Source organism: Bradyrhizobium sp. CCBAU 11357, assembly GCF_028128865.1.
In the GTDB taxonomy this organism is placed as follows: domain Bacteria; phylum Pseudomonadota; class Alphaproteobacteria; order Rhizobiales; family Xanthobacteraceae; genus Bradyrhizobium.
Map to the genome: position 1 here is coordinate 140493 of NZ_LBJW01000099.1, position 20969 is coordinate 161461.

Annotated in this window: 19 protein-coding genes; 2 read left to right on the top strand and 17 right to left on the bottom strand. The window is 65.6% G+C overall.

Annotation, left to right across the window (positions count from 1 at the left end; genetic code table 11):
* Window positions 1-55: 55 nt before the first annotated feature.
* The 4 genes from XI05_RS17695 to XI05_RS17710 all read right to left on the bottom strand — a co-directional run bounded on the left by XI05_RS17695 (window position 56) and on the right by XI05_RS17710 (window position 5109).
* Window positions 56-877 (bottom strand): NAD-dependent protein deacetylase, encoded by an 822-nt coding sequence (locus XI05_RS17695; protein ID WP_271503942.1) that lies wholly within the window; start codon window positions 875-877, stop codon window positions 56-58.
* Window positions 878-953: 76 nt separating this feature from the next.
* Window positions 954-2639 carry a cation:proton antiporter domain-containing protein gene (locus XI05_RS17700; protein ID WP_271503944.1) on the bottom strand — a complete coding sequence of 562 codons (1686 nt, stop codon included), beginning with the start codon at window positions 2637-2639 and terminating at the stop codon, window positions 954-956.
* 246 nt (window positions 2640-2885) lie between these two features.
* A complete protein-coding gene (locus tag XI05_RS17705; protein WP_271503947.1) occupies window positions 2886-3722 on the bottom strand; it encodes an SDR family oxidoreductase in 837 nt (278 codons plus the stop codon).
* A gap of 70 nt (window positions 3723-3792) precedes the next feature.
* On the bottom strand, window positions 3793-5109 hold the full coding sequence (locus XI05_RS17710) for a solute carrier family 23 protein (protein WP_271503949.1): 1317 nt from the start codon (window positions 5107-5109) through the stop codon (window positions 3793-3795).
* 127 nt (window positions 5110-5236) lie between these two features.
* Here XI05_RS17710 and XI05_RS17715 point away from each other — a divergent pair, with 127 nt between their 5' ends.
* Window positions 5237-6571 carry a dicarboxylate/amino acid:cation symporter gene (locus tag XI05_RS17715; protein ID WP_271503952.1) on the top strand — a complete coding sequence of 445 codons (1335 nt, stop codon included), beginning with the start codon at window positions 5237-5239 and terminating at the stop codon, window positions 6569-6571.
* 254 nt (window positions 6572-6825) lie between these two features.
* Here XI05_RS17715 and XI05_RS17720 read toward each other — a convergent pair whose 3' ends face one another.
* From XI05_RS17720 to XI05_RS17760, 9 genes are read right to left on the bottom strand one after another with little or no spacing between them, the layout of a single operon-like run.
* Window positions 6826-7173 carry a RidA family protein gene (locus tag XI05_RS17720; protein WP_025034068.1) on the bottom strand — a complete coding sequence of 116 codons (348 nt, stop codon included), beginning with the start codon at window positions 7171-7173 and terminating at the stop codon, window positions 6826-6828.
* 14 nt (window positions 7174-7187) lie between these two features.
* Window positions 7188-8309 carry an NAD(P)/FAD-dependent oxidoreductase gene (locus XI05_RS17725; protein WP_271503954.1) on the bottom strand — a complete coding sequence of 374 codons (1122 nt, stop codon included), beginning with the start codon at window positions 8307-8309 and terminating at the stop codon, window positions 7188-7190.
* Window positions 8306-9724: an FAD/NAD(P)-dependent oxidoreductase gene (locus XI05_RS17730; protein ID WP_271503956.1), complete on the bottom strand. Its 1419-nt coding sequence runs from the start codon at window positions 9722-9724 to the stop codon at window positions 8306-8308. The genes XI05_RS17725 and XI05_RS17730 overlap by 4 nt, the downstream gene beginning before the upstream one ends.
* Window positions 9721-10017 carry a (2Fe-2S)-binding protein gene (locus XI05_RS17735; protein ID WP_172784813.1) on the bottom strand — a complete coding sequence of 99 codons (297 nt, stop codon included), beginning with the start codon at window positions 10015-10017 and terminating at the stop codon, window positions 9721-9723. The genes XI05_RS17730 and XI05_RS17735 overlap by 4 nt, the downstream gene beginning before the upstream one ends.
* 27 nt (window positions 10018-10044) lie before the next feature.
* Window positions 10045-11181: an NAD(P)/FAD-dependent oxidoreductase gene (locus XI05_RS17740; protein ID WP_271503959.1), complete on the bottom strand. Its 1137-nt coding sequence runs from the start codon at window positions 11179-11181 to the stop codon at window positions 10045-10047.
* Between the two features lie 8 nt (window positions 11182-11189).
* A complete protein-coding gene (locus XI05_RS17745) occupies window positions 11190-11996 on the bottom strand; it encodes an ABC transporter permease (RefSeq protein WP_271503962.1) in 807 nt (268 codons plus the stop codon).
* The gene (locus tag XI05_RS17750; RefSeq protein ID WP_260382098.1) at window positions 11993-12868 is read right to left on the bottom strand and encodes an ABC transporter permease; all 876 of its coding nucleotides are present in this window, start codon (window positions 12866-12868) and stop codon (window positions 11993-11995) included. The genes XI05_RS17745 and XI05_RS17750 overlap by 4 nt, the downstream gene beginning before the upstream one ends.
* Complete coding sequence (locus XI05_RS17755) at window positions 12865-13905, bottom strand: ABC transporter ATP-binding protein (RefSeq protein WP_271503966.1); 1041 nt, start codon at window positions 13903-13905, stop codon at window positions 12865-12867. The genes XI05_RS17750 and XI05_RS17755 overlap by 4 nt, the downstream gene beginning before the upstream one ends.
* Before the next feature lie 23 nt (window positions 13906-13928).
* The gene (locus tag XI05_RS17760; protein ID WP_172784818.1) at window positions 13929-14963 is read right to left on the bottom strand and encodes an ABC transporter substrate-binding protein; all 1035 of its coding nucleotides are present in this window, start codon (window positions 14961-14963) and stop codon (window positions 13929-13931) included.
* 275 nt (window positions 14964-15238) lie between these two features.
* On the opposite strand from XI05_RS17760, the gene XI05_RS17765 reads away from it, so the two are divergent.
* The gene (locus XI05_RS17765; protein WP_271503969.1) at window positions 15239-16138 is read left to right on the top strand and encodes a LysR substrate-binding domain-containing protein; all 900 of its coding nucleotides are present in this window, start codon (window positions 15239-15241) and stop codon (window positions 16136-16138) included.
* A gap of 188 nt (window positions 16139-16326) precedes the next feature.
* Here the strand turns inward: XI05_RS17765 and XI05_RS17770 are convergent, their stop codons facing one another.
* From XI05_RS17770 to XI05_RS17785, 4 genes are read right to left on the bottom strand one after another with little or no spacing between them, the layout of a single operon-like run.
* A complete protein-coding gene (locus tag XI05_RS17770; protein ID WP_271503972.1) occupies window positions 16327-17700 on the bottom strand; it encodes an amidohydrolase family protein in 1374 nt (457 codons plus the stop codon).
* A complete protein-coding gene (locus XI05_RS17775) occupies window positions 17697-19280 on the bottom strand; it encodes an ABC transporter substrate-binding protein (protein ID WP_271503976.1) in 1584 nt (527 codons plus the stop codon). Before XI05_RS17775 ends, XI05_RS17770 begins: the two co-directional genes overlap by 4 nt.
* Window positions 19280-20164, bottom strand: a complete 885-nt coding sequence (locus tag XI05_RS17780; protein ID WP_271503978.1) for a polysaccharide deacetylase family protein — start codon at window positions 20162-20164, stop codon at window positions 19280-19282. Before XI05_RS17780 ends, XI05_RS17775 begins: the two co-directional genes overlap by 1 nt.
* Window positions 20151-20966, bottom strand: coding sequence for an ABC transporter substrate-binding protein (locus tag XI05_RS17785; RefSeq protein WP_271503980.1), 816 nt, complete (start codon window positions 20964-20966; stop codon window positions 20151-20153). Before XI05_RS17785 ends, XI05_RS17780 begins: the two co-directional genes overlap by 14 nt.
* Window positions 20967-20969 lie beyond the last annotated feature (3 nt).

Here is a 20969-nt window from a genome sequence, read left to right on the forward strand (position 1 = left end):
CTAAGGTGCCGGGCCGAGCCTGATCAACAGCCAGGTCACCCTGTTGGCCATGCGCTCAGAGCAAAAACGCCAGCGCCGCTTCGCAGCGCTCCTCGACCTTCAGCGTCAGGAGATCGTCGGCGCGGGTGCGGCCGAGATTGACCGCGGCGATCGGAATCTGCCGCTTCGCGGCGGCCTGGACGAAGCGGAAGCCGGAATAGACCATCAATGACGAGCCGACGATCAGCATGGCATCGGCCTGCGCCAGATGATCCTGCGCCGTGGCCACCACCTCGCGCGGCACGGTCTCGCCGAAGAACACCACGTCGGGCTTGAGGATGCCGCCGCAGGCCTCGCAAGGCGGCACCTCGAAGGAGGAAAAATCCTCGTGCTCGAGATCGGCGTCGCCATCGGGCGCGTCCACGGCATCGAGCGCCAGCCATGCCGCATTGGCGCGGCCGAGAGCGTGCTGGAACGCGTCGCGAGGGGTCTTGCGACCGCAGCCCATGCAGCGGACCAGATCGAGCCGGCCGTGCAGGTCGATCACCTGCCGGTGGCCGGCCGACTGATGCAGCCGGTCGACATTCTGCGTCAGCAACATCCCGCATCGCCCATTCGCCTCGAGCCGGGCCAATGCGCGATGCGCATCGTTCGGCTTGGCCTGGCCGAACCGCCGCCAGCCGATCAGGCTGCGCGCCCAATAGCGCCGGCGCGTAGGCCCGTCCGACATGAAGGCCTGGAAGTTGACGGGCTGGGTCCGCTTCCAATTGCCCTGGCTATCGCGATAATCGGGAATGCCCGAATTGGTGCTGCAGCCGGCGCCGGTCAGCACGAACAGGTTTTCGTGCCGCTCGATAAAATCCTGGAGCGATCTGTTTCCCGGCGCAGCATTTGTCATCGCGCACATGTAGTTCGCGCAACTGCATTTTGCCAGATCACGAGCGCCGGCGGCGCACAGCCGTCCGGACGAGTGGCTATCGTGAGGACCGGCGCCCTGTGAGATCGGGCGGAGGAGCCTTCTCTTGTCCGGCGATGCGGGCGGCCTGCTGCAGCGTGCGCCGGAATTCGTCCCGCTTCTCGTGCACCGAGGCGATCGCATGACCGACCGCAACGCCGAGGCCGACCAGCGCGGCTTCGGAGAGTTGCAGGCTCGCCTCGATCGTTTCCGGCACCGCATCGGTTGCGCCGATCGCATAGAGGTGGCGGGCATGATCGGCGTCCCGCGCGCGTGAAACGATCAGCACATCCGGCCGCACCGCCCGGATCCGCTCGACGACGGCGTCGATCGCCGGCCGTGATTGGACGGTGATGATCACGCCGGTCGTCTGCATCAGGCCGCAGGCTTCGAGGAATCCCGGTTCGGTCGCATCGCCGAAATAGACTCTGTGGCCGTCGCGGCGATCGCGCGCCACGCCGGCGGCCTCGTGATCGACGGCAATGTAGTTCAGGCCGTGGCTTGTCAGCAGGGAGCAGACGACTTTTCCAACACGGCCGTAGCCGACCACGATGGCTTGCGCCTGATCGCCGGGCGGCCGAACCGCAAGCTCGGGATCGCGCGCGCGCTCGCTGCCCAGCTTCGCGGCCAATTTTCGTCCGAGAATGCTCAGAAGCGGTGTCAACGCCATCGTCACGGCGGTGACGGCCACGGCAAAGCTCGATACGCGGGGCTCGATCAGGTCGCCGGCCGCCGCCATTCCGATGCTGACGAAGGCGAATTCGCCGACGGGGCCCAGCAGGAAGCCGATCTCGATCGCCGCCGGCCATGACAGCCTGAAGAGGCGGCCTAAGATGATGAGCACGATCGCCTTGCCGACGACAATGCCGATAACGGCCGCCAGCAGCCAACCGGGCTCCCGCGCGAACACGCGGAAGTCGATGGCCATGCCGACGGTGAAGAAGAAGATGCCGAGCAGCAGGCCCTTGAACGGCTCGACGGTGGCCTCGATGGCCTTGCCATACTCGGTCTCCGCCAGCATCAGTCCTGCAACGAATGCTCCGAGCGCCATCGATAGGCCGGCCTGGTGGGCGGCAAGCCCTGCGCCGACAATGACGAACAGGGTCGCGGCAACGAACAACTCCGTCGAATGGGTGCCTGCAACCATCTGGAAGAGCGGGCGCATCAGCAGCCGTCCAATCAGAATCAGGAAAACGACTGCCAGCACGGCCTTCAGGATCGCCGTGGAGATGTGCGCCACGACCGAGCCGCCGCTGCCCGCGCCGAGCACCGCGACAAGGACGAGGACGGGGACCACGGCAAGGTCCTGGGCCAGCAGCACCGCGAAACTGGCGCGCCCGGCTGTGGTCGCAAGCCGCCTCTCGGTGGATAGAAGCTCGAGTACGATCGCCGTCGAGGACAGCGCAAGGCTCGCCCCGAGGATAACGGCCGTATCGGAGCTCTGCCCAAAGAGAAGCGCCACGCCGAAAATCATGGCCGACGTCGCAAGGACTTGCAGGCCGCCAAGCCCGAACACGAAGCGTCGCATCGTGACGAGCCGGCGCAACGACAGCTCGAGCCCGATCAGGAACAGCAGGAACACGATGCCGAGATTGGCGATACCCTCGACGTTCTGCGCGTCCGTCACCGTGAACCAATACAGGAATGGGATGTCGCGAACGAGCGAGCCGAGCCCGAGCGGACCGAGAATGGCGCCCCGCGCCAAGATAGCCCAGCACGGGATTGATGCCCCAATGCCGGACCATTGGCACCACCACGCCGGCGGTCCCGAGCACCACCAGCGCGTCGCTATAGGCATTGATGTTGATGGTTGTGGTCACGAGCCCGTCATGTGTCGGCGTCTGCCAATTAGCGGCAGCATCGTCCACGGTCGATAGCACACGGCGCCGCAGACCCCCAACCGGCCTGCCCCTCCATCCCGCGCGAGGGACGCGTCATCCCAAGCCGATTCTCAGCTTGCCCAGTTCTCCCGAAACTCTGGAAACAGCGTCAGACCCCCGCAGGCATAGATGGTCTGCCCGGTGATGTAGCTGGCATCGTCGGAGGCGAGGAAGGCGAACACGGCGGCGATCTCTTCGGGCGCGCCGACGCGCCCCATGGGAATATGGGAGGTGACGACGCCGCGCTTTGCGGGATCTCCCGTCCAGGCGGCGTTGATCGGCGTGTCGATCGCGCCGGGACCGACCGCATTGACACGGATGCCGTGCCGCGCGAATTCGAGCGCCAGCGTGCGGGTGAGACCGGCCATACCGCTCTTGCTGATGGAGTAGGCGAGATAGCCGGGTTTTGGGATGATCTGGTGGACACTGGAGCAGTTGATGATGCTGCCGCCTGCCCCGCGCGCGACGAAATGCGCCAGCGCCTTCTGCGCACACAGCACGGCGCCGTTGAGATTGACGTCGATGATGCGGCGGTAGGTTTCGACGTCGAGCGCCTCGCTCGGCGATTCCCGCTGGAAGCCGGCATTGTTGACGAGGCAGTCGAGGCGCTTGAAGCGCGCCAGGACGGTCTCGAACATCGCGGCGATGTCCTGCTCATTGCCGATATCGGCCTTGACGACGATATGGTCGAGCCTGCCGTGGCCGCGATCGCTCGCCGCGCTTCGTGCAAGGGCAAGGGTCTCCTCGGCATTGCCGGCGTGATCGAAATAGTTGATGGCGACAGTCGCGCCTTCCTGCGCCAGCCGGATGGCAACGGCGCGGCCGATGCCTTGCGAGGCGCCTGTCACCAGCGCGTATTGGCCGACGAGGCGCGAGGGAAACGAGGTCGAGCGTTCGGTTTGCGGCATGTGTTCTCTCCGGGATGCACCATCATGGATGGAACCGGCCTTTTGTTCCATCCCTTAGCGATGCTGGGATCTAATCGGCTCGCGCGAGCGGCGAGGTCAGGATTTGATAGAGGATGATCGCGCCGAAAGTCGCGGTGCCGATGCCGCCGATCGTGAACGCACCGAATTTGAGCGTGAGATCGCCGGCACCTGCGGTCAGCGCCACCGCGACGGAGATCAGGTTCGCAGGGTTGGCGAAGTCGACCTTGTTCTCGACCCAGATCCGCCCCGCCATCGCGGCGATCAAGCCGAACAACACGATCGAGAGGCCGCCGATGACGGGACCCGGGATCGACAGGATCAGCGCGCCGAATTTCGGCGAGAAGCCGAGCAGGATCGACACCAAGGCTGCGAACGCAAACAGCAGGGTCGAATAGACCTTGGTCGCCGCCATCACGCCGATGTTCTCGGCATAGGTGGTGACGCCGGTGCCGCCGCCGCAAGCGGCCACGATGGTCGCGAGGCTGTCCGCGAACAAAGCGCGGCCGAGATAGGCATCGAGGCTGCGGCCCGTCATGGCGGCGACGGCCTTGATGTGCCCGAGGTTCTCGGCAACGAGAATGACCGCAACCGGCGCGATGAGGAAGATCGCATCGGCATGGAAGCTCGGCGTGGTGAAGTTCGGCAGGCCGAGCCACGGCGCGGCCGAGAGCTGGGTGAAGTCGATCGGCTTGCCGAAGCCGAGGCCGTTTGCGAACAGCAGATACAACAGATAGCCGCCGGCCGCGCCGAGGATGATCGGCAGGCGGCGCCACAGGCCTGGCGCTGCAACGGCCACCACGCCGATGATCAGCACGGTGGCGAGCCCGATTCCCGTGTCGAAGGCACTCGCGCTCACCGCCTTGACCGCCACCGGCGCGAGATTGAGGCCGATCGCGGCGACGACAGCGCCGGTGACGGCCGGCGGCAGCAGCCGCTCGATCCAGCCGACGCCGGACCACATCACGACCAGCGAAATCAGGCCATACAGCACCCCGGCGCCGACGATGCCGCCCAGCGCGACCGACAGGTTTGGGTTCGGCCCCTGCCCGGCATAGCCGGTGGCGGCGATGACGACGGCGATAAAGGCGAAGCTCGAGCCGAGATAGCTCGGCACGCGCCCGGCAACGACGACGAAGAAGATCAGCGTGCCGACGCCCGAGAACAGAACTGCAACGTTGGGATCGAACCCCATCAGCAGCGGCGCGATGATCGTCGCGCCGGACATCGCGACGCAATGTTGAAGACCCGAGACGATGGTCTGCCCCCAGGACAGCCGCTCCTCCGGCATGATCACGCCCGAGGTCTTGAGCTTCCAACGTGGAAAATAGCCTTGCCCCTGCTCGCCCGAGCCTGTTGCGATCGTCATGTTCCCACCCAAGTTGCGGCGCAACGATCGATGGTCGTGCCAACAGACAAAAATGTGATTATCGCTTCTGCGGCGCCCATCACATGATGCAAATCGTGCACGATCAATCCGTTCCCGAGCCTGCATTATGACACAGATCGCAATTCCGTCAGCCATCCAGCGCCGGCACCAGCCCTGGTACAAGATCCTCTACGTCCAGGTGCTGATCGCGATCGCGCTCGGCGTGCTCATCGGCTATGTCTATCCCGACCTCGGCAAGGCCTTGAAGCCGCTCGGCGACGGCTTCATCGCGCTGATCAAGATGATGATCGCGCCCGTGATCTTCTGCACCGTGGTGCACGGCATCTCCTCGATGGGCGATCTGAAGCGGGTCGGCCGGGTCGGGCTGAAATCGCTGATCTATTTCGAGACGGTCTCGACCGTGGCCCTCGCGGTGGGCCTTTTGGTCGGCGAGATTCTCCAGCCCGGGCACGGCTTCAATATCGATCCGGCCACGATCGACCCGAATTCGGTGGCGACCTACGTCACCAAGGCCAAGGAGGAGGGCATCGTCGCCCATCTGATGGCGATCATTCCCGACAGTTATCTGGGCGCGATTGCGCGCGGCGACCTGCTCCAGGTGCTGCTGATCTCGATCCTCTCCGGCTTCGCCATCGCCTTTCTCGGCAAGGCCGGCGAGCCCATTGCGGAGGCGATCGACAAGGCGGCGAAGATGTTCTTCGGCATCATCCGCATCATCGTGCGCGTCGCGCCGATCGGCGCCTTCGGCGCGATGGCGTTCACCGTCGGCGCCTATGGCCTCGGCTCACTGCTCAATCTCGCCGCCTTGATCGGAACGTTCTATCTGACCAGCATCCTGTTCGTGCTGATCGTGCTCGGCGCGATCGCCCGCCTCTCCGGCTTCTCGATCCTGCGTTTCATCGCCTATATCAAGGACGAGCTCCTGATCGTGCTCGGCACCTCGTCCTCCGAGACCGTGCTGCCGCAAATGATCCAGAAGATGGAGCATCTCGGCGCCTCACGCTCCGTGGTGGGCCTCGTCATCCCCACCGGCTACAGCTTCAATCTTGACGGGACCAACATCTACATGACGCTGGCGACGCTGTTCCTGGCGCAGGCGACCAACACCCATCTGACCATCTGGCAGGAGCTCGGCATTTTGGGCATCGCCATGATCACCTCCAAGGGGGCCTCGGGCGTGACCGGCGCCGGCTTCATCACGCTCGCCGCGACGCTGTCGATCGTGCCTGATATCCCGATCCAGTCGATCGCGATCCTTGTCGGCATCGACAAGTTCATGAGCGAATGCCGCGCGCTCACCAACCTGATCGGCAATGGCGTCGCCTGCGTCGTCATCAGCATCTCCGAAGGCGAGCTCGACCGCGACGCGCTGCACGAGACCATGGCGCATCCGCTGGAGATCGGCGAGGCGCTGGAGCCGGGCGGAGGCGCGGCGTCGTAGGCCGCACAGCCGGTGAGCAGACGACGCCCAGTTCCGATGCGGTAGTTTCCCGGAGTAGAAAATTGATGCGGTCCGCGTCACAACAATGGCGTTGGGATCACGGATTGATACTCATTCTTTCCGCCCGACGCGCTGGGGGCAGGGCGTCGGGCTTTTGATAATCATTGCCGCATGCGATCTGGCGGCGGGTCGAATTCCCTCTCATGAATGCGCTGGCAAGATCGGGCGATCGCCCGATCTCGGTCCCGCCGCGATCAGCCCTTCAGCGCGGTCACCACCACCTCGATCAGCGCGCCGCCGCCGAGATCGGCCACGCCGACGGTGGCGCGGGTCGGCAGGTTGTCGCCGAAGAATTCGGTCCAGGCTGCGTCCATCTCCTTCTTCTTGGAGAGATCGGTGACAAAGATCGAGGCGCTGACCACGCGCGACTTGTCGGTTCCCGCTTCCTTCAGATAGCCGGCGATCTTGCCGAGGATGTTGCGGGTCTGGTCGCCCATCGAGACCGAGGTGTCGTCGGCGATCGTGCCGCCGAGGAAGACGAAGCCATTGGCTTCGACGGCGCGGTGCATGATGGGCGTGCGGATGCTGCGGGTGATGCTCATGATGTCCTCTTCTTTTAGAGCGTAGGAGGGTGGAAGCGGTCGATGCCGAGATCGCTGACGCGGGTCTGGGTGCCGCCGTTGACGATCAGCTCCGCCATCACGGCGCCGGCGCCGGGGCCAAGCTGGAAACCGTGCAGCGAGAAGCCGAACTGGTGATAGAGGCCCTTGTGACGGGAGCTCGGCCCGAACACGGGGATGTCGTCCTTCATCTTTGCTTCGATGCCGGCCCAGGCGCGGACGATGGTGGCGCTGCGCATCACCGGGAACAGCTCGAACACCGTTTGCGCGCTGGTCGCAAGGCTCTTCCAGTCCAGCACCGTCTCGTTGCGATCCTGATAGGGCGTCGCCAGATGGCCGCCGCCGATCAGCACGGTGCCGTTCTTGAACTGCTTGAACGACAGTTTTCGCCCGCGCAGGATCACGACGGGATCGATGAAGTGGGGCACGCGCGAGGTGATCATCAGCATCGGCGCCACGGTCTCGACCGGCACCGGCTCGCCGAGATCAGCCGCGATCTTGCCGGCCCAGGCGCCGGCCGCATTGACCAGCACCGGCGCGGCAAAGCTCTCCGAACCGACATCGACGTGCCAGAGGCCGTCGCTATAGCGGATGTTGCCGGCGGCCACGCCTTCGCGCACGGTGGCACCGAGCTGCTCGGCCTTGCGGCGGAACGCCGTTGTCGTCTGCGCCGGATTGGCAGCGCCGTCGCGGCGGGAGACCACGCCACCGGGACAGGTCTCGGCCACCGCCGGCACGAGCCGGCGCAATTCCGCGGCGTCGATCAGTTCTTCGTGGGTAAAGCCCAGCGCATTGAGCTCGGTGACACGCGCACGGCAGACGGCGAGCTCGTCCTCGTTTTCGGCGACCAGCACCTGGCCGTAGCTCTCGAAACTGCAATCGTCGTCGAGGAGGTCCGAAATCTTCTCCCAGATGCCCATTGAGCGGATCGAGAGTGGGATTTCTGGAATGTGCCGGGCGAGCTGGCGGACGCCACCGGCGTTGACGCCCGAGGCGTGACGGCCGGCATAGTCCTTTTCGATCAGCAGCGGCTTCAGGCCGGCGAGACACAAATGCAGCGTCGTCGAGCACCCGTGGATGCCGCCGCCAATGACGATCGCATCCACGTTTCGTGTCATCCGCGCACCACGGCCTTGACGTCGGCCTCGCTCTTGGGAACAGCGGCGAGCTCGGCCAGCGTGATCGGCTTCACCGGCGCGCGCAGCCGGTAGTAACCGATCTCCTGCGGAGTCTTGCCGCGCGCCTGCGCCATCAGCTCGGTGACGGTGAGGCCGCAGAGCCGGCCCTGGCACGGGCCCATGCCGGTGCGGCGATAGGCCTTGAGCTGGTTCGGCCCGGTCGCACCGATTGCGACGGAATCCAGAACGTCCTTGGCGGTCACCTCCTCGCAGCGGCAGACGATGGTATCGCCCGCGGGAATGCGGAACTGCGGCGCCGGGCGGAACAGCGTGTCGAGAAAGACGCGGCCGCGCTCGGCCCTGGCGAGGTCGGAACGGAGCGTCGCCATTGCGGGAAGTTTTGCGGCAGAAGCGGGCGCCAGTGCTTCCACCGCGGCGCGCGCGGCAATGCGACCGCGCACCACGGCTGCATTGGCGCCGCCGATGCCGGCGCCATCGCCCGCGATCGCAATGCCCGCGACCGACGAATTGCCGCTTGCATCGAGCACCGGCGACCAGCACAGCTGTAAATCATCCCAGCGATGCTCGATGCCGGCCGACATCGCCAGATTGACGTTGGGCACGACGCCCTGATGCAGCAGCAACAGATCGGCCGGAATGGTCTCGCGCTTGCCGCCGGCGACATAGCTGGCGCTCGCGAGCTGGCCGTCGCCAGCCGCGGCGAGCTCGGTGACGCCCGAGACGACCTGCACCTTCGCCTTCACCTCGCGCATCATCGAGAGGCCCTTGGCGAAATAGGGCGACGTCAGGAATGCAAAGGCGTGCGGCAGCGCCGCGAAATAATTGCCGCGCTCGGTGGTGTCGAGGATGCGATCGATGCGGCCGCCGAGCCGCAAAATCTGCGCGGCGAGCAGCCAGAGCAGCGGCCCCTGCCCTGCGATCACCGTGCGTCCGTCGGGCACCAGGGCCGACGATTTCAGCATGGTCTGGGCCGCGCCTGCGGTCATCACGCCCGGCAGCGTCCAGCCGGGAATCGGGAACGGCCGCTCAAGCGCGCCGGTCGAAAGGATCACGCGCTTGGCCTTGACGAAGGCGGAGGCGCCGCCGATCGAGACGGCGATGTCGAGATTGCGGTCGAGACTCCAGACCGTGGCACGCTGGATCATCTCGGCATTGCTCGCGCGCAGCGACTGCACGAGATCGGCCCCGACCCAATAGTCCGGGCCGAGCTGGTTGCGGTCCGTCACGGGTGTCGAGGCGATCGCCCGAAACACCTGACCGCCAGGGCCGATGTTCTCATCGAGCAGCAGCGTCGACAGGCCGGCCTCGGCAGATGTGGCCGCAGCGGCGAGGCCGGCAGGGCCGGCGCCGATCACCACGACGTCGTAATTTTCGCGCTTGGGAGCCACACTCATCTTCCGATCTCCCGCTTGCCCTTCTGAATCTCGATCTGCATGCCCTCGGCGACGGGCACCAGGCAGCCCTGCCTATTGCCGACGCCGTCGATGGTGACGAGGCAGTCGAAACAGACGCCCATCATGCAGTAAGGCAGACGCGGTGCGCCGCTGACTGCGGTGGAACGCCGTGCGTCAACGCCGGAGGCCAGCAGCGCGGCCGAGACGGTGTCGCCCTGGCGCGCCGCGACGGCAACGCCGTCGACGAAGATCTGCACCTGTGGGCGCTTGTCCTGTTCGGATCGTCTAAACATGGGATGCCCCTTGGCTCCTTGTGATCTCTAGTAGCCGCTGCTGTTGGCAGCGCCTGCGCCACCAAAGCGGCTGGCGGAGAACGCACCAACCAGCTCCGGCTCGAGCGCGCCCTGCGCCACCATGCGCGCAATCTCGAAGGCATGGTTGGAAGCCAGCGTCACGCCGGAATGGCAACAGGCGACGAAGGCGCCGGGATGCGTCTCCGACTGGTCGTAGATCGGAAAGCCGTCCTGCGGCATGACGCGAATGCCCGACCAGCTCCGGACCACGTTGAGCCGCGACAGATGCGGGAACATCCGCTGCGCGCGATCAGCCATCACGCCGCTGATCGAAGGCTTCAGCGTGCGATCGTCGAGCTCGTCCTCCTTGCTGTCGCCGATCATCACCGTACCCTCGTCGGTCTGACGGATCGTGGTCAGCGGATGCGGCAGGAACGGCATGGTGCGCTCGGTCACCACGACTTGGCCACGGGTCGGGCCCATCGGAGCAAAGAGGCCGACCATCGGCGCGAGCGTCTGGTTGGCATTGCCGGCGGCGAGCACGATCTTGGCGGCACGCAGCTCGCCCTTGGGCGTCGTCAGGCGAAATTCGCCGCCGCTCTTGCTGATCGCCGAGACCGGACGCTCCGGAAAATAGTCGATGCCGAACGCAACGAAGCCGGTGTGGAAGGCGCGGAACGTGCGCAGCGAATTGACATGGCCGTCGAGCGGACAGTAACTGCCGCCGGAGACCTCGGGCCCGATCAGCGGCAGCGCCTTCTTCAGCTCGGACGGCCGCAGCATTTCCATCTTGTAGTCGGCCGCGCCGGCCTGGTTGTGCATGCGCTTGACGAGCTCGGTGCGCTGGCCGAATTCGTCCTCGCCGAGGGTGAGGTGAAAACCGCCATTCTGCTGAAGGGCAACGTCGAGGCCAGTCTGCTGCTTCAACTCGGAGGCAAGCCGGCCCCATGCCTGCGAGGCCTGCACGGTCCACACCGTATAGGCGGGCATGCCGAGCCCCTTGCTCTGCACCCACACCAGCGCGAAGTTCGCGCGCGAGGCGCGCTTGGTGATGTCGCCTTCGTCGAGCACGGCGACCTTCTTGCCGAGCCGGCCGAGGCCCCAGGCAATGGCGGAGCCGAGCAGTCCGCCGCCGACGACGGCGACGTCGTAATCCGTTCGCATAGGTTCTCCTATCGTCCCGTATCGCCCTTGCCGGCGAGCACACGGTCGAGCCCGTAGAAGCGGTCGAGCAGAATGAGGGCGGTCATGGTGATCGCGATCACGCAGGCCGAGACCGACGTCACCAGCGGATCGATGTTGTCCTGGATGTAAAGGAACATCCGCACCGGCAACGTCTCGGTGCCCGGCGCGGCGAGGAAGACGGTCATGGTGAGATCGTCGAAAGACTGGATGAAGGCGAGCGCCCAGCCACTGATGACGCCGGGCAGGATCAGCGGCAAGGTCACGCGGCGGAACAGCGTCCAGCCGCCCGCACCGAGCGAGACGGCAGCCATTTCGACCGAACGATCCATGCCGGTCGCAGCCGCCAAGGTCAGCCGCAGCGCGAACGGAAACACGATGATGACATGGGCGATGATCAGCGCTGCAAAGCTGCCGCCGAGGCCCGCCGAGGTGAAGAAGCGCAGGAAGGCGATGCCGAGCACGACGTGCGGGATCATCAGGGGCGACAGGAACAACGCCGCCAGCGCACCACGGCCGCGAAAGCGATAGCGCGCGATCGCGAGCGCCGCCGGCACCGCGAACAGGAGCGCCACGAGCGAGGACAGCGCGCCGAGGCCGAGGCTGACCCAGAAGGCGTGAATGAATTCGGGATAGTTCAGGATGGTCCTGAACCAGCGCAGCGAAAACCCGTTGGTCGGCAGCGACAGAAACCCTTCGGGGGTGAAGGCGACGAGGCAGACCACCAGGATCGGCGCCACCATGACGATGACGAAGATGGTATGGAAGATCAGCGCGAGCGGACCGTTCTGCCTCATCGGAACACCTCGGCATAGCGGCGCTCGATCAGCGCATTGCTGCCGACCACGATCAGCACCAGCGCGACCAGCAGCAGCGTTGCGACCGCAGCTCCCAGCGGCCAGTTCAGGGTGTTGAGGAACTCGTCATAGGCAAGCGTCGCGGCGACCTTGAGCCGGCGGCCGCCGATGATCGCCGGTGTGGCGAAAGCGCTGGCCGAGAGCGAGAACACGATGATGGCGCCCGACAGCACGCCCGGCATGATCTGCGGCATGATGATGCGGCGAATGATGGTCGCGGGGCCCGCGCCGAGCGACATCGCGGCATTCTCGATCTGCGGGTCGAGCCGCTGCAGCGCCGCCCACACCGAGAGCACCATGAACGGCATCATCACATGCGCGAGCGCGACCACCATGCCGGTTTCGGTGAACATGAACGGAATGGGCGAACGGATCGCGCCGAGCGACATCAGGAGCTTGTTGACGAGACCGTTGTTGCCGCCGAACAGCAGTGCCCAGCCGAGCGTGCGCGCCACCACGGAGATCAGCAGCGGCCCGAGAATGACCAGCAGGAAGAAGCTTTTCCAGCGGCCGCTCATGCGGTTGAGGATGTAGGCTTCGGGTGCCCCGAGCAGCGCGGTGAGCAACGTGGTCAGGATCGCGATGCGGAACGTCCGCCAGAACATCTCGGCGTAATAGGGATCGGTCGCCATCTCGTGCCAGTTCTTCAGGATGAAGACCGGCTCGATGCCCTTGTACTGGCCCCAATCGTGGAACGACAGCATCACCGTCATTGCCAGCGGAATCAGCAGCACGCCGACGAACAGCATCAGGGCGGGCGCGGTGAGTGCCCACGGCGCGCGTAGGCTGCGCTCCTCGGCGGCCATGCTCATGCGCCGACCCTCGCGCGCACGCTCATGTCCTCGGCCCGCCAGGTGAGGCGAACCGCGTCGCCTTCGGCCGGCTGCGCCGTGCCGTCATTCTGGCGTATCACGATCGCCGGGCCGCATTCGCTGTTGCACTGGAACAGCCAATGATTGCCCTGGAAGATGCGGGTGATGATTTTTGCGCTGAGCCCTGTATCGCCAAAGCCGATTCTTTCCGGGCGAACGCTGACGGTGACGGGACCGCCGAGCCCGGCCGGCGCCGGTGCGCGCCAGGAGCCCGCCACCAGTTGCGTCGGCGAGACAGTCCGGTCGATGGTTCCGGCAAAATCGTTGGTCTTGCCGAGGAATTGCGAGACGAAGGCGGAGGCCGGCTTCTCGTAAGTCTCTTGCGGCGTGCCGATCTGCTCGATCTTGCCCTGGCTCATCACCACGATGCGGTCGGACAGCGACATCGCCTCGTTCTGGTCGTGGGTGACCAGGATCGTGGTGGTGCCGACGGTGCGCTGGATCTGGCGCAGCTCGATCTGCATCTCCTCGCGCAGCTTGGCGTCGAGGTTCGACAGCGGCTCGTCGAGCAGCAGCACGCTCGGCTTGATCACCAGCGCGCGCGCCAGCGCCACGCGCTGCTGCTGGCCCCCGGACATGCGGCGCGGATGGCGGTCCTCATAACCGGCGAGCCCCACCATCGCGAGCGCGGCGCGCACGCGCTCGGCCCGTTCGGTGCGCGGCACGCCACGCATCTCCAGGCCAAAGGCGACGTTCTCCGCCGCGGTCATGTGCGGAAACAGCGCGTAGCTCTGGAACACGATGCCGAGGCCGCGCTTGGCCGGATGAATCGCGGTCAGGTCCTTGCCCTCGAGGCGGATCGCGCCGCGCGTGGGATCGAGGAAGCCCGCGATCATCTGCAAGGTCGTGGTCTTGCCGCAGCCGGACGGGCCGAGGAAGGAGATGAACTCCCCCTTCCCCACCGACAGGCTGAAGTCGTCGACCACAGTCTGCGTGCCGAACTGCTTGGCGACCCGATCGAGCTCGAGATAGGCCATGGCGCTGTCTCCGCGGCGACCGATCAGCGCTCGACCTCGCGATTCCAGCGCTTGGTCCACTCCTCGCGCTTCTCGTTGATCACGGTCCAGTCCGGATTGTAGAGCTTCGCCGCGCGCTCGCCGATCGGCGCCATCTTGCCGAGCTCCGGCGGGATCACCAGCGATTTCAGCACCGGGCCGTAGCCGTAATCCTTCAGCATCACGAGCTGGATCTTCGGATCGAGCAGCATCTTGACGAAGCTCGCCGCCAGCGGCGAGGCGTTGGGCTTGTTGATCGGGCACGCCGTCGTCAACAGCGTCGCTGCGCCTTCCTTGGGATAGACGAAGTCGACGGGGAAGCCGGTATTGGCAAAGCTCTGCACGCGGCCGGTGCCCCACACCGCGATCACGGCCTGGCCGGACTGGAACAGCTCGGTCATCTTGCCCGGCGACGGCTCATAGGCCAGCACGTTCGGATTGATCTGTTCCTTGAAGATCTTGAAGCCGGAATCGACGTTGGTCTCGCCGCCGCCGTTCATCTTCGACAGCATCACCAGCGCTTCGAGACCATAGGTGTTGTTGATCGGCGGGATCACGAGCTGTTTGGCGTATTTCGTGTCTTTCAGATCGTTCCACGAGGTCGGCGGCGCCCAGCCTTTCTCTTTGAACACCTTGGTGTTGTACATCAGGCCGGTGGCGACGATGCCGATCGCGACCGCGCGATCGTCCTTGAAACGCGCGGTGTCGTAGAGATCTGCGGGCAGGCCGTCGAGCTTGCCGCAGAAGCCGAGCTGGATCGCCTGGTACATCGGGCCGTCATCGACGATGGCGACGTCGATCTGCTGATTGCCCTTCTGCGCCTGGAGTTTGGCCAGCGTGTCGGTGGAATTGCCGGCGACGTATTCGACCTTGACGCCGTTCTCCTTCTCGAAGGCCGGGATCACCTCGTCGCGGATGGTCTTCTCGAACGAGCCGCCATAGCCGGCGACATAGAGCGTTTTCTGCTGGGCCCAGGCGACTGATGGGGAGGCAATGAGCGCTGCGATGCTGACCGCGGTCAGAAGGCGAAAAGTCTTCATGTGGACCGATCTCCAATACCGGAATGAGGTGACGTGCCGACGAGTCTCGCTGGCTGAAGCACCTTCCGCATTCCCTTCCGCGCAAACCCTCTCCGATCAGGGCTCCGGCCCCTGTTCGGCGGGGTTTTGGCGCGATCTGAAGGTTTGAACCCCTCCAATCTGCCGAAAAAGCGGGCTGTCTCCAGTCCTGATGAAAAAGATCGCAACCTATACTTCCATCGTCCAATGAATAATGGCACCCTCTGCATGCCAAAATGTTATGATCGGAATCTGGAATGGCGCGGATCAATTCGCGGCAGGTGGAGGCCTTCCGCGCGACAATGCTGACGGGCAGTGTGACCGAGGCGGCGGCGCTGATGAAGGTGACGCAGCCGGCCGTCAGCCGGTTGCTGCGCGACCTCCAGGCCCTGCTGAAAATGGAGCTGTTCGAACGGCGCGGCACCGGACTGGTGCCGACCGCGGCGGCGATGGCGCTCTATACCGAGGTCGAGCGCTCCTTCGTCGGCTTGGAGCGCATCACTGCGGCAGCAGAAGAAATCCGCAGCCGCCGCACCGGCTCGCTGCGCATCGCGGCGCTGCCGGCGCTGTCGAACGGCTATCTGCCGCGGCTCACCGGTCAGTTCCTGAAGGAGCGGCCAAACCTCAACCTGGCCTTCTTCGGCGTGATCTCGCCGATCGTGGTCGACTGGGTGCTGAACAATCAATGTGACGTCGGCTTTGCCGAGGTGCCGATCGCGCATTCCGGTCTGCCGAGCCAGCGGCTGCCAGCGCCGGCGCGCGTTGCAGTGCTCCCGACCGGCCATCGCCTCGCGGAGAAGGAAGTCCTGGAGCCGCGCGATTTCGAGGGCGAGACCTTCATCTCGCTCTCGGCGGGATCGTCGAGCCGGCATCTCGTCGACCAGGTCTTCCATCGCCATGATGTCCGCCGGGTGCTCAGGGTCGAGACCACGCTGTCGGAGATCATGTGCGGCATGGTGTCGTCGGGGCTCGGCGTCGCGATCTGCGATCCCTTCACGGCGCAGGAATTCGCAACGCGCGGCGTCGTCGCGCGCCGCTTCCTGCCGCGCATCGACTTCGAATTCTCCGCGGTCTTTCCGGCGCAGCGCAGTCCGTCGCCGGTGGCGCTGGACCTGGTCGAGACCATGCGCAAGGCGCTGGTGGAGTTTGAGGATTAGGGCTTGGATTTGAACAGTGCAGCTACAGGCTCGCTGCAACCTCTCCCGCTTGCGGGAGAGGTCGGCGCGTAGCGCCGGGAGAGGGCTCTCTCCACACTGAGAGTGTCCCTATGAGGAGAGAGCCCTCTCCCCCGCCCTCTCCCGCAAGCGGGGGAGGGAGCGCACCGTCGTCGTGGCGTCAGCAGCGCTCAGCCGTTGAACGCCGCCTGCGCCTCCGGCAGATCCCAGATCTTGCCGATTGCGGTAGTGCCGGCCGCAATGATCGCCGCTTCATCCGCGCCGAGATAGCGTCCCTCATCGACCAGCACGCGGCCATCGACCACGACCTGATCGATATTGGCGCGGTTGGCGAGCGCGATCAGCGCGCGGCGCGGATCGAACAGCGGCTGCAGATGCGGATGGGTGAGATCGACGACGGTGAGATCGGCGGTCGCGCCCGGCTCGATGCGGCCGAGATCGGGCCGCTTGATGACGTCGGCGGCCACCGCCGTATTCGCCTCGATCAGCTCCGGCGAGTTCGCGACATCGGGGCGCGCCGATGTGATCTTGGAGATCAGCGATGCCGCATTGAGCTCGCCGAGCAGGTCCATGTTGTAGCCGTCGGTGCCGACCACGGTGCGCACGCCGTGCTCGGCGAAGCGGCTGAACGCCGCGGTGATGCCGGCGCGCGCGAACACGCGCGGGCAGTTCAAGACGGTCATGCCGCGCGCGGCCATCAGCCTGAGATCGTCGTCGCTCGAGAACATGCAATGCGCCGCCATCAGATCGGGCGCGAGCAGGCCGAGCCAGTCCAGATATTCTGCCGGGGTGCGGCCGCCATAGCGCTTGCCGATGGTCTCGACCTCGGCGCGGCTCTGCGCCATGTGCGTGGTGATGGGAACGCCGAGCTCGCGCGCTCGCGTGGCGCAAGCCTTCAGGAGATCGGGACCGCAGGTGTCGGTGGCGTGCGGGCTCATGGCAAGGCTGATGCGGCCGTCGCCGCGATTGTTCCAGCGCTGATAGAGCGCGTCCCATGTCGCCAAGTCCGCGGCGCCGTCATCGCCGGAATATAGGACCACACCGTCGGGCCCGGCCTTGGCGTCGGACGTCGAGAACAGATAGGGCGCGCCGTAGAAGCGGATGCCCATCTCCTCCGCCGCGTCGAACATTTGGGAGATCGAGTTGCGGAACGGCTCCATCACCGTCGTGGCGCCGCCTTTGAGCAGCTGGAGGATGCCGAGCCGCGCCACCGCAAGCCGTTCCTCAGCCGACAGGATATCGGCGCCGCGCTTGGTCAGCGGCAGTAGCACCGTGTAGACGATGCTCTGGTTGTTCCGGCGGCCGTTGCCGTCCTCGGTGTGGCTGCGCGCCACCGCTTCCGAAAAGCAGTGATTGTGCAGGTTGAGCAGACCCGGCAGCACGAAGCGACCCGGGCGATCATAGACCTGATCGGCGCGCGGCTTGTCGCGCGTGACCGCCGCGATCCTCTTGCCTTCGACCAGAACCCAATGGTTGCGCAGCACGTCCTGCGCGCCGTCTTTCCGTGACAGCACGTAGCTGCCGAAGATCGCTGTTGTGCTCATGCGGGGCGCACGTTCCAGAACACGGCGGTGCCGTCGAGAATGCCGGTGATCGCCTTGCGATAGGCGGTCGGCTGCTTGTAGAGGCCGATCGGAATATAGGGGATTTCCTCGAAGGCGACCGCCTGGATCTCGCGGCAGATGCGCTGCTGCTCGGCGAGCTCGGAGGCCACCAGCCATTGGCTGCGCAACGCGCCCATCTTCGTGCTCGCATACCAGCCCGCGACCTTCCCTTCGCCGCGGATGTTGGTGTTGCCGGCCGGGTTGAGCCAGTCGATGCCCTGCCAGTTGCCGACCGCGGCGCTCCAGCCGCCCTGTCCGATCGGATCCTTTTTCAGCTGGCGCTGCAGCACCACGGCGAAATCAAGGCCGGCATATTCGACGTTCATGCCGGCCTTGCGCAACGAGTCCACCGCGATCTCGCCGAGCGGCTTTTGCGCCAGCGAGTTGGTGGGCACGAGCAGCACGATCTTCTCGCCGTTATAGCCGGCGGCCTTGAGGTCAGCCTTGACCTTGTCGTAGTTGCGCGGGCCGCGGAACACGTCGAGGCCGACGTCGTTTGCCATCGGCGTGCCGGATGCGAAATAGCCGATCGGCGAGACCTGGAACGCCGGATCGGTGCCGGCGACAGCGGTCATGAACGCGGACTGGTCGATCGCCCCCAACAGCGCGCGGCGGATGGCGGGATTGTCGAACGGCGGCTGCAGATGATTGAGCCGCAGCATGCAGGCGTAGCCTCTGGGATCGAGGATTCGCGTCTCGATATCGCCGGCCGCCTTGATCACCGGAAGCAGATCGTGCGGCGTGGTTTCCTGCCAATCCTGCTCGCCGGTCTGGAGCGCGGCGACGCCGGTGCCGGCATCAGGCGTGGTAGTCCAGACCACGCGGTCGTAGTGCACGATCTTCGGCCCGGCGGTCCAATCCGGCTTGCCGTCGGTGCGCGACTGGTAGCGCTCGAACCTGGCATAGGCGTTGCGCGCGCCCTGCACGCGCTCGTCGGCGAGATAGCGGAACGGGCCGCTGCCGATCACCTCCGTGAGCGGCTTGAACGGATCCTGGCTCGCCAGCCGCTCCGGCATCATGAAGCAGGCATTGATCGCGGCCTTGCCGAGCGCCTGCGGCAGCAGCGGGAACGGACGCTTCAGACGGAAGCGGATGGTGCGGTCGTCGACAGCCGAGAGCTCGTTGGTTGCCTCCATCAGCTCGCCGCCAAAGCCGTCGCGCGCGGCCCAGCGGCGAATGCTGGCGACGCAATCGCGTGCCAGCACGCGCTCGCCATCATGCCAGAACAGACCATCACGAAGCGTGAGGTCCCACTGCAGCTGGTCGCCAGAGATGGCCTGGCCCGACAGCATCTGCGGCGAAACCTGGAGCGAGGAGCTCATGCCGTAGAGCGTGTCGTAGACCATGAAGCCGTGGTTTCGCGACACCTGCGCGGTCGAATAGATGGGGTCGACGAAAGCGAGGTCGATGACCGGGATGAAGCGCAGCGTGGACTGCGATTCAGCGCGGACGATGCCCGGCAGCGACACCGCCGGCAGCGCCGCGCCAGCCTTGAGGAGCGAGCGGCGGGAGATGGACATCAGCGGTGACCGGCCTCGTGGCGCAGGAAGTTCTCCGCGATCTTCTCGCCGGTGGTGATCCAGACATCCGGGCACGATTTTGCGTAAGTCAGGAACTCGCGCAGCAGCCGCAGCCGCATCGGGCGGCCGCTGCATTGGGGGTGCAGCACGGTCGTCACCATCGCCCCCCAGTCGCGGACCTCGTCCAGCTCGTCCTTCCATAGCGAGAGCACGTGCTCCTTGGGGAAGATCGAGCGCGGGCTGAAGCGGGCGGACAGGCCGTGCATCCAATCATCGTAGCTCGCGGTCACCGGCAGCTCGATCGTGCCGGGCTTGCCGTCGGCGAGGCGATGGCGATAGGGCCTGACGTCGTCGCGGAACGAAGACGTATAGACGATGCCGTGGCGCACCAGCGCGACGCGCAGCTCCTCCGTGAACTCGCCATAGGGCGCGCGATAGCCGGTCGGCTTGACGCCGAGCCGGCGCTTCAGCGCCTCGAAGCCGCGCTCCAGCTCCTCCTCGATCCAGGGATCGCCGGGATCTGGCAGCAGATGGTGATAGCCGTGATGGCCGATCTCGTGACCGGCCTTGAGAATGGATTCCGCCATCGCGGGATGCGCATCGACCGACCACCCCGTGACGAAGAACGTCGCCTTGAGATCGAGCTGGTCGAGCAGCTCCAAGAGCTTCGGCGTGCCGACGCGCGCCTCGTAGCCGCCATAGCTCATGGTGATGAGCCGCTGCGCATGCACCGCATCCTTGCTGGTCCAGGCGCTCTCCGCGTCCACGTCGAACGACAGGAACATCGCCGAATTGTACGGCTTCGGCCAGGGATATTCGGGCGCGGGATCGGCGGTGTTGGCCGGAACGAGCGGGATGCTCTGGAGTGCCTTACTGTCCAGCATTGATGGTCGCCTTCTCGATTGCGTTGTCGCTCAATTTCCACTTCGCCAGCAGCGTCTTGTAGGTGCCGTCCGCAATCAGCGCATCGACGGCTTCCAGCATCGCCTGTTGCAATGCCTTCTCCTTCACCGGCAGAGCAATGCCGGTGAACTGCTGCGCGATGGGTTCGCCCACGGTCGCATAGGTGTTGGGCTCGAGGTCCATGATGTAGGGCAGCGTCTCGTTGCCCTGGGCGGCGGCATCGATGCGGCCCTGCCGCAGCTGGGTGCGCGCGTCGGCCGAGCCGTCGGTGCCGACGACCTGAATCGGATTGCTGCCGCAATTCTTCTCGCTCCACGCCGCGATCTGGGCCGGGAACATGGTGCGGCGGCTGGAGCCGACCTTCTTGCCGCACAGCGATACCGCATCCTTGAATTCCGCCTTGCGTGACGCCTGCACGAAGAACTGCGGGCCGCTGCGCAGATAATCGACGAAGGTCGCGACCTCGTGCCGGCTCGCATAGTCGGTGAAACCGGACAGGATGGCATCCACCCGCCCCGTCGAAATCGACGGCATGAATTCGGCAAAGCTGGTCTCGGTCCATTCGATCTTGAGGCCGAGCTTGCGGCCGATCGCCTCGCCCAGATCGACGTCGAAACCGGAGAGCGCGTTGGTGGCGGGATCGCGGAACTCCATCGGCGGATAGTTCGGCACGATCGCCACTTTGAGGCTGCCTCGCTTGGCGATGTCAGGCGGCAATTCGGCCGCCATCGCCGACGCGCTCATGGCGCCCAGGAACGCCGCCGCAAGCAAAAGTCTCTTCATCAC

Bases quoted from the DNA above. Each gene is read 5' to 3' on its own strand.
- XI05_RS17695 (WP_271503942.1), bottom strand. From the start codon at position 877: ATGACAAATGCTGCGCCGGGAAACAGATCGCTCCAGGATTTTATCGAG.
- XI05_RS17705 (WP_271503947.1), bottom strand. From the start codon at position 3,722: ATGCCGCAAACCGAACGCTCGACCTCGTTTCCCTCGCGCCTCGTCGGC.
- XI05_RS17710 (WP_271503949.1), bottom strand. From the start codon at position 5,109: ATGACGATCGCAACAGGCTCGGGCGAGCAGGGGCAAGGCTATTTTCCA.
- XI05_RS17715 (WP_271503952.1), top strand. From the start codon at position 5,237: ATGACACAGATCGCAATTCCGTCAGCCATCCAGCGCCGGCACCAGCCC.
- XI05_RS17720 (WP_025034068.1), bottom strand. From the start codon at position 7,173: ATGAGCATCACCCGCAGCATCCGCACGCCCATCATGCACCGCGCCGTC.
- XI05_RS17725 (WP_271503954.1), bottom strand. From the start codon at position 8,309: ATGACACGAAACGTGGATGCGATCGTCATTGGCGGCGGCATCCACGGG.
- XI05_RS17730 (WP_271503956.1), bottom strand. From the start codon at position 9,724: ATGAGTGTGGCTCCCAAGCGCGAAAATTACGACGTCGTGGTGATCGGC.
- XI05_RS17735 (WP_172784813.1), bottom strand. From the start codon at position 10,017: ATGTTTAGACGATCCGAACAGGACAAGCGCCCACAGGTGCAGATCTTC.
- XI05_RS17740 (WP_271503959.1), bottom strand. From the start codon at position 11,181: ATGCGAACGGATTACGACGTCGCCGTCGTCGGCGGCGGACTGCTCGGC.
- XI05_RS17745 (WP_271503962.1), bottom strand. From the start codon at position 11,996: ATGAGGCAGAACGGTCCGCTCGCGCTGATCTTCCATACCATCTTCGTC.
- XI05_RS17750 (WP_260382098.1), bottom strand. From the start codon at position 12,868: ATGAGCATGGCCGCCGAGGAGCGCAGCCTACGCGCGCCGTGGGCACTC.
- XI05_RS17755 (WP_271503966.1), bottom strand. From the start codon at position 13,905: ATGGCCTATCTCGAGCTCGATCGGGTCGCCAAGCAGTTCGGCACGCAG.
- XI05_RS17760 (WP_172784818.1), bottom strand. From the start codon at position 14,963: ATGAAGACTTTTCGCCTTCTGACCGCGGTCAGCATCGCAGCGCTCATT.
- XI05_RS17765 (WP_271503969.1), top strand. From the start codon at position 15,239: ATGGCGCGGATCAATTCGCGGCAGGTGGAGGCCTTCCGCGCGACAATG.
- XI05_RS17770 (WP_271503972.1), bottom strand. From the start codon at position 17,700: ATGAGCACAACAGCGATCTTCGGCAGCTACGTGCTGTCACGGAAAGAC.
- XI05_RS17775 (WP_271503976.1), bottom strand. From the start codon at position 19,280: ATGTCCATCTCCCGCCGCTCGCTCCTCAAGGCTGGCGCGGCGCTGCCG.
- XI05_RS17780 (WP_271503978.1), bottom strand. From the start codon at position 20,164: ATGCTGGACAGTAAGGCACTCCAGAGCATCCCGCTCGTTCCGGCCAAC.
- XI05_RS17785 (WP_271503980.1), bottom strand. From the start codon at position 20,966: ATGAAGAGACTTTTGCTTGCGGCGGCGTTCCTGGGCGCCATGAGCGCG.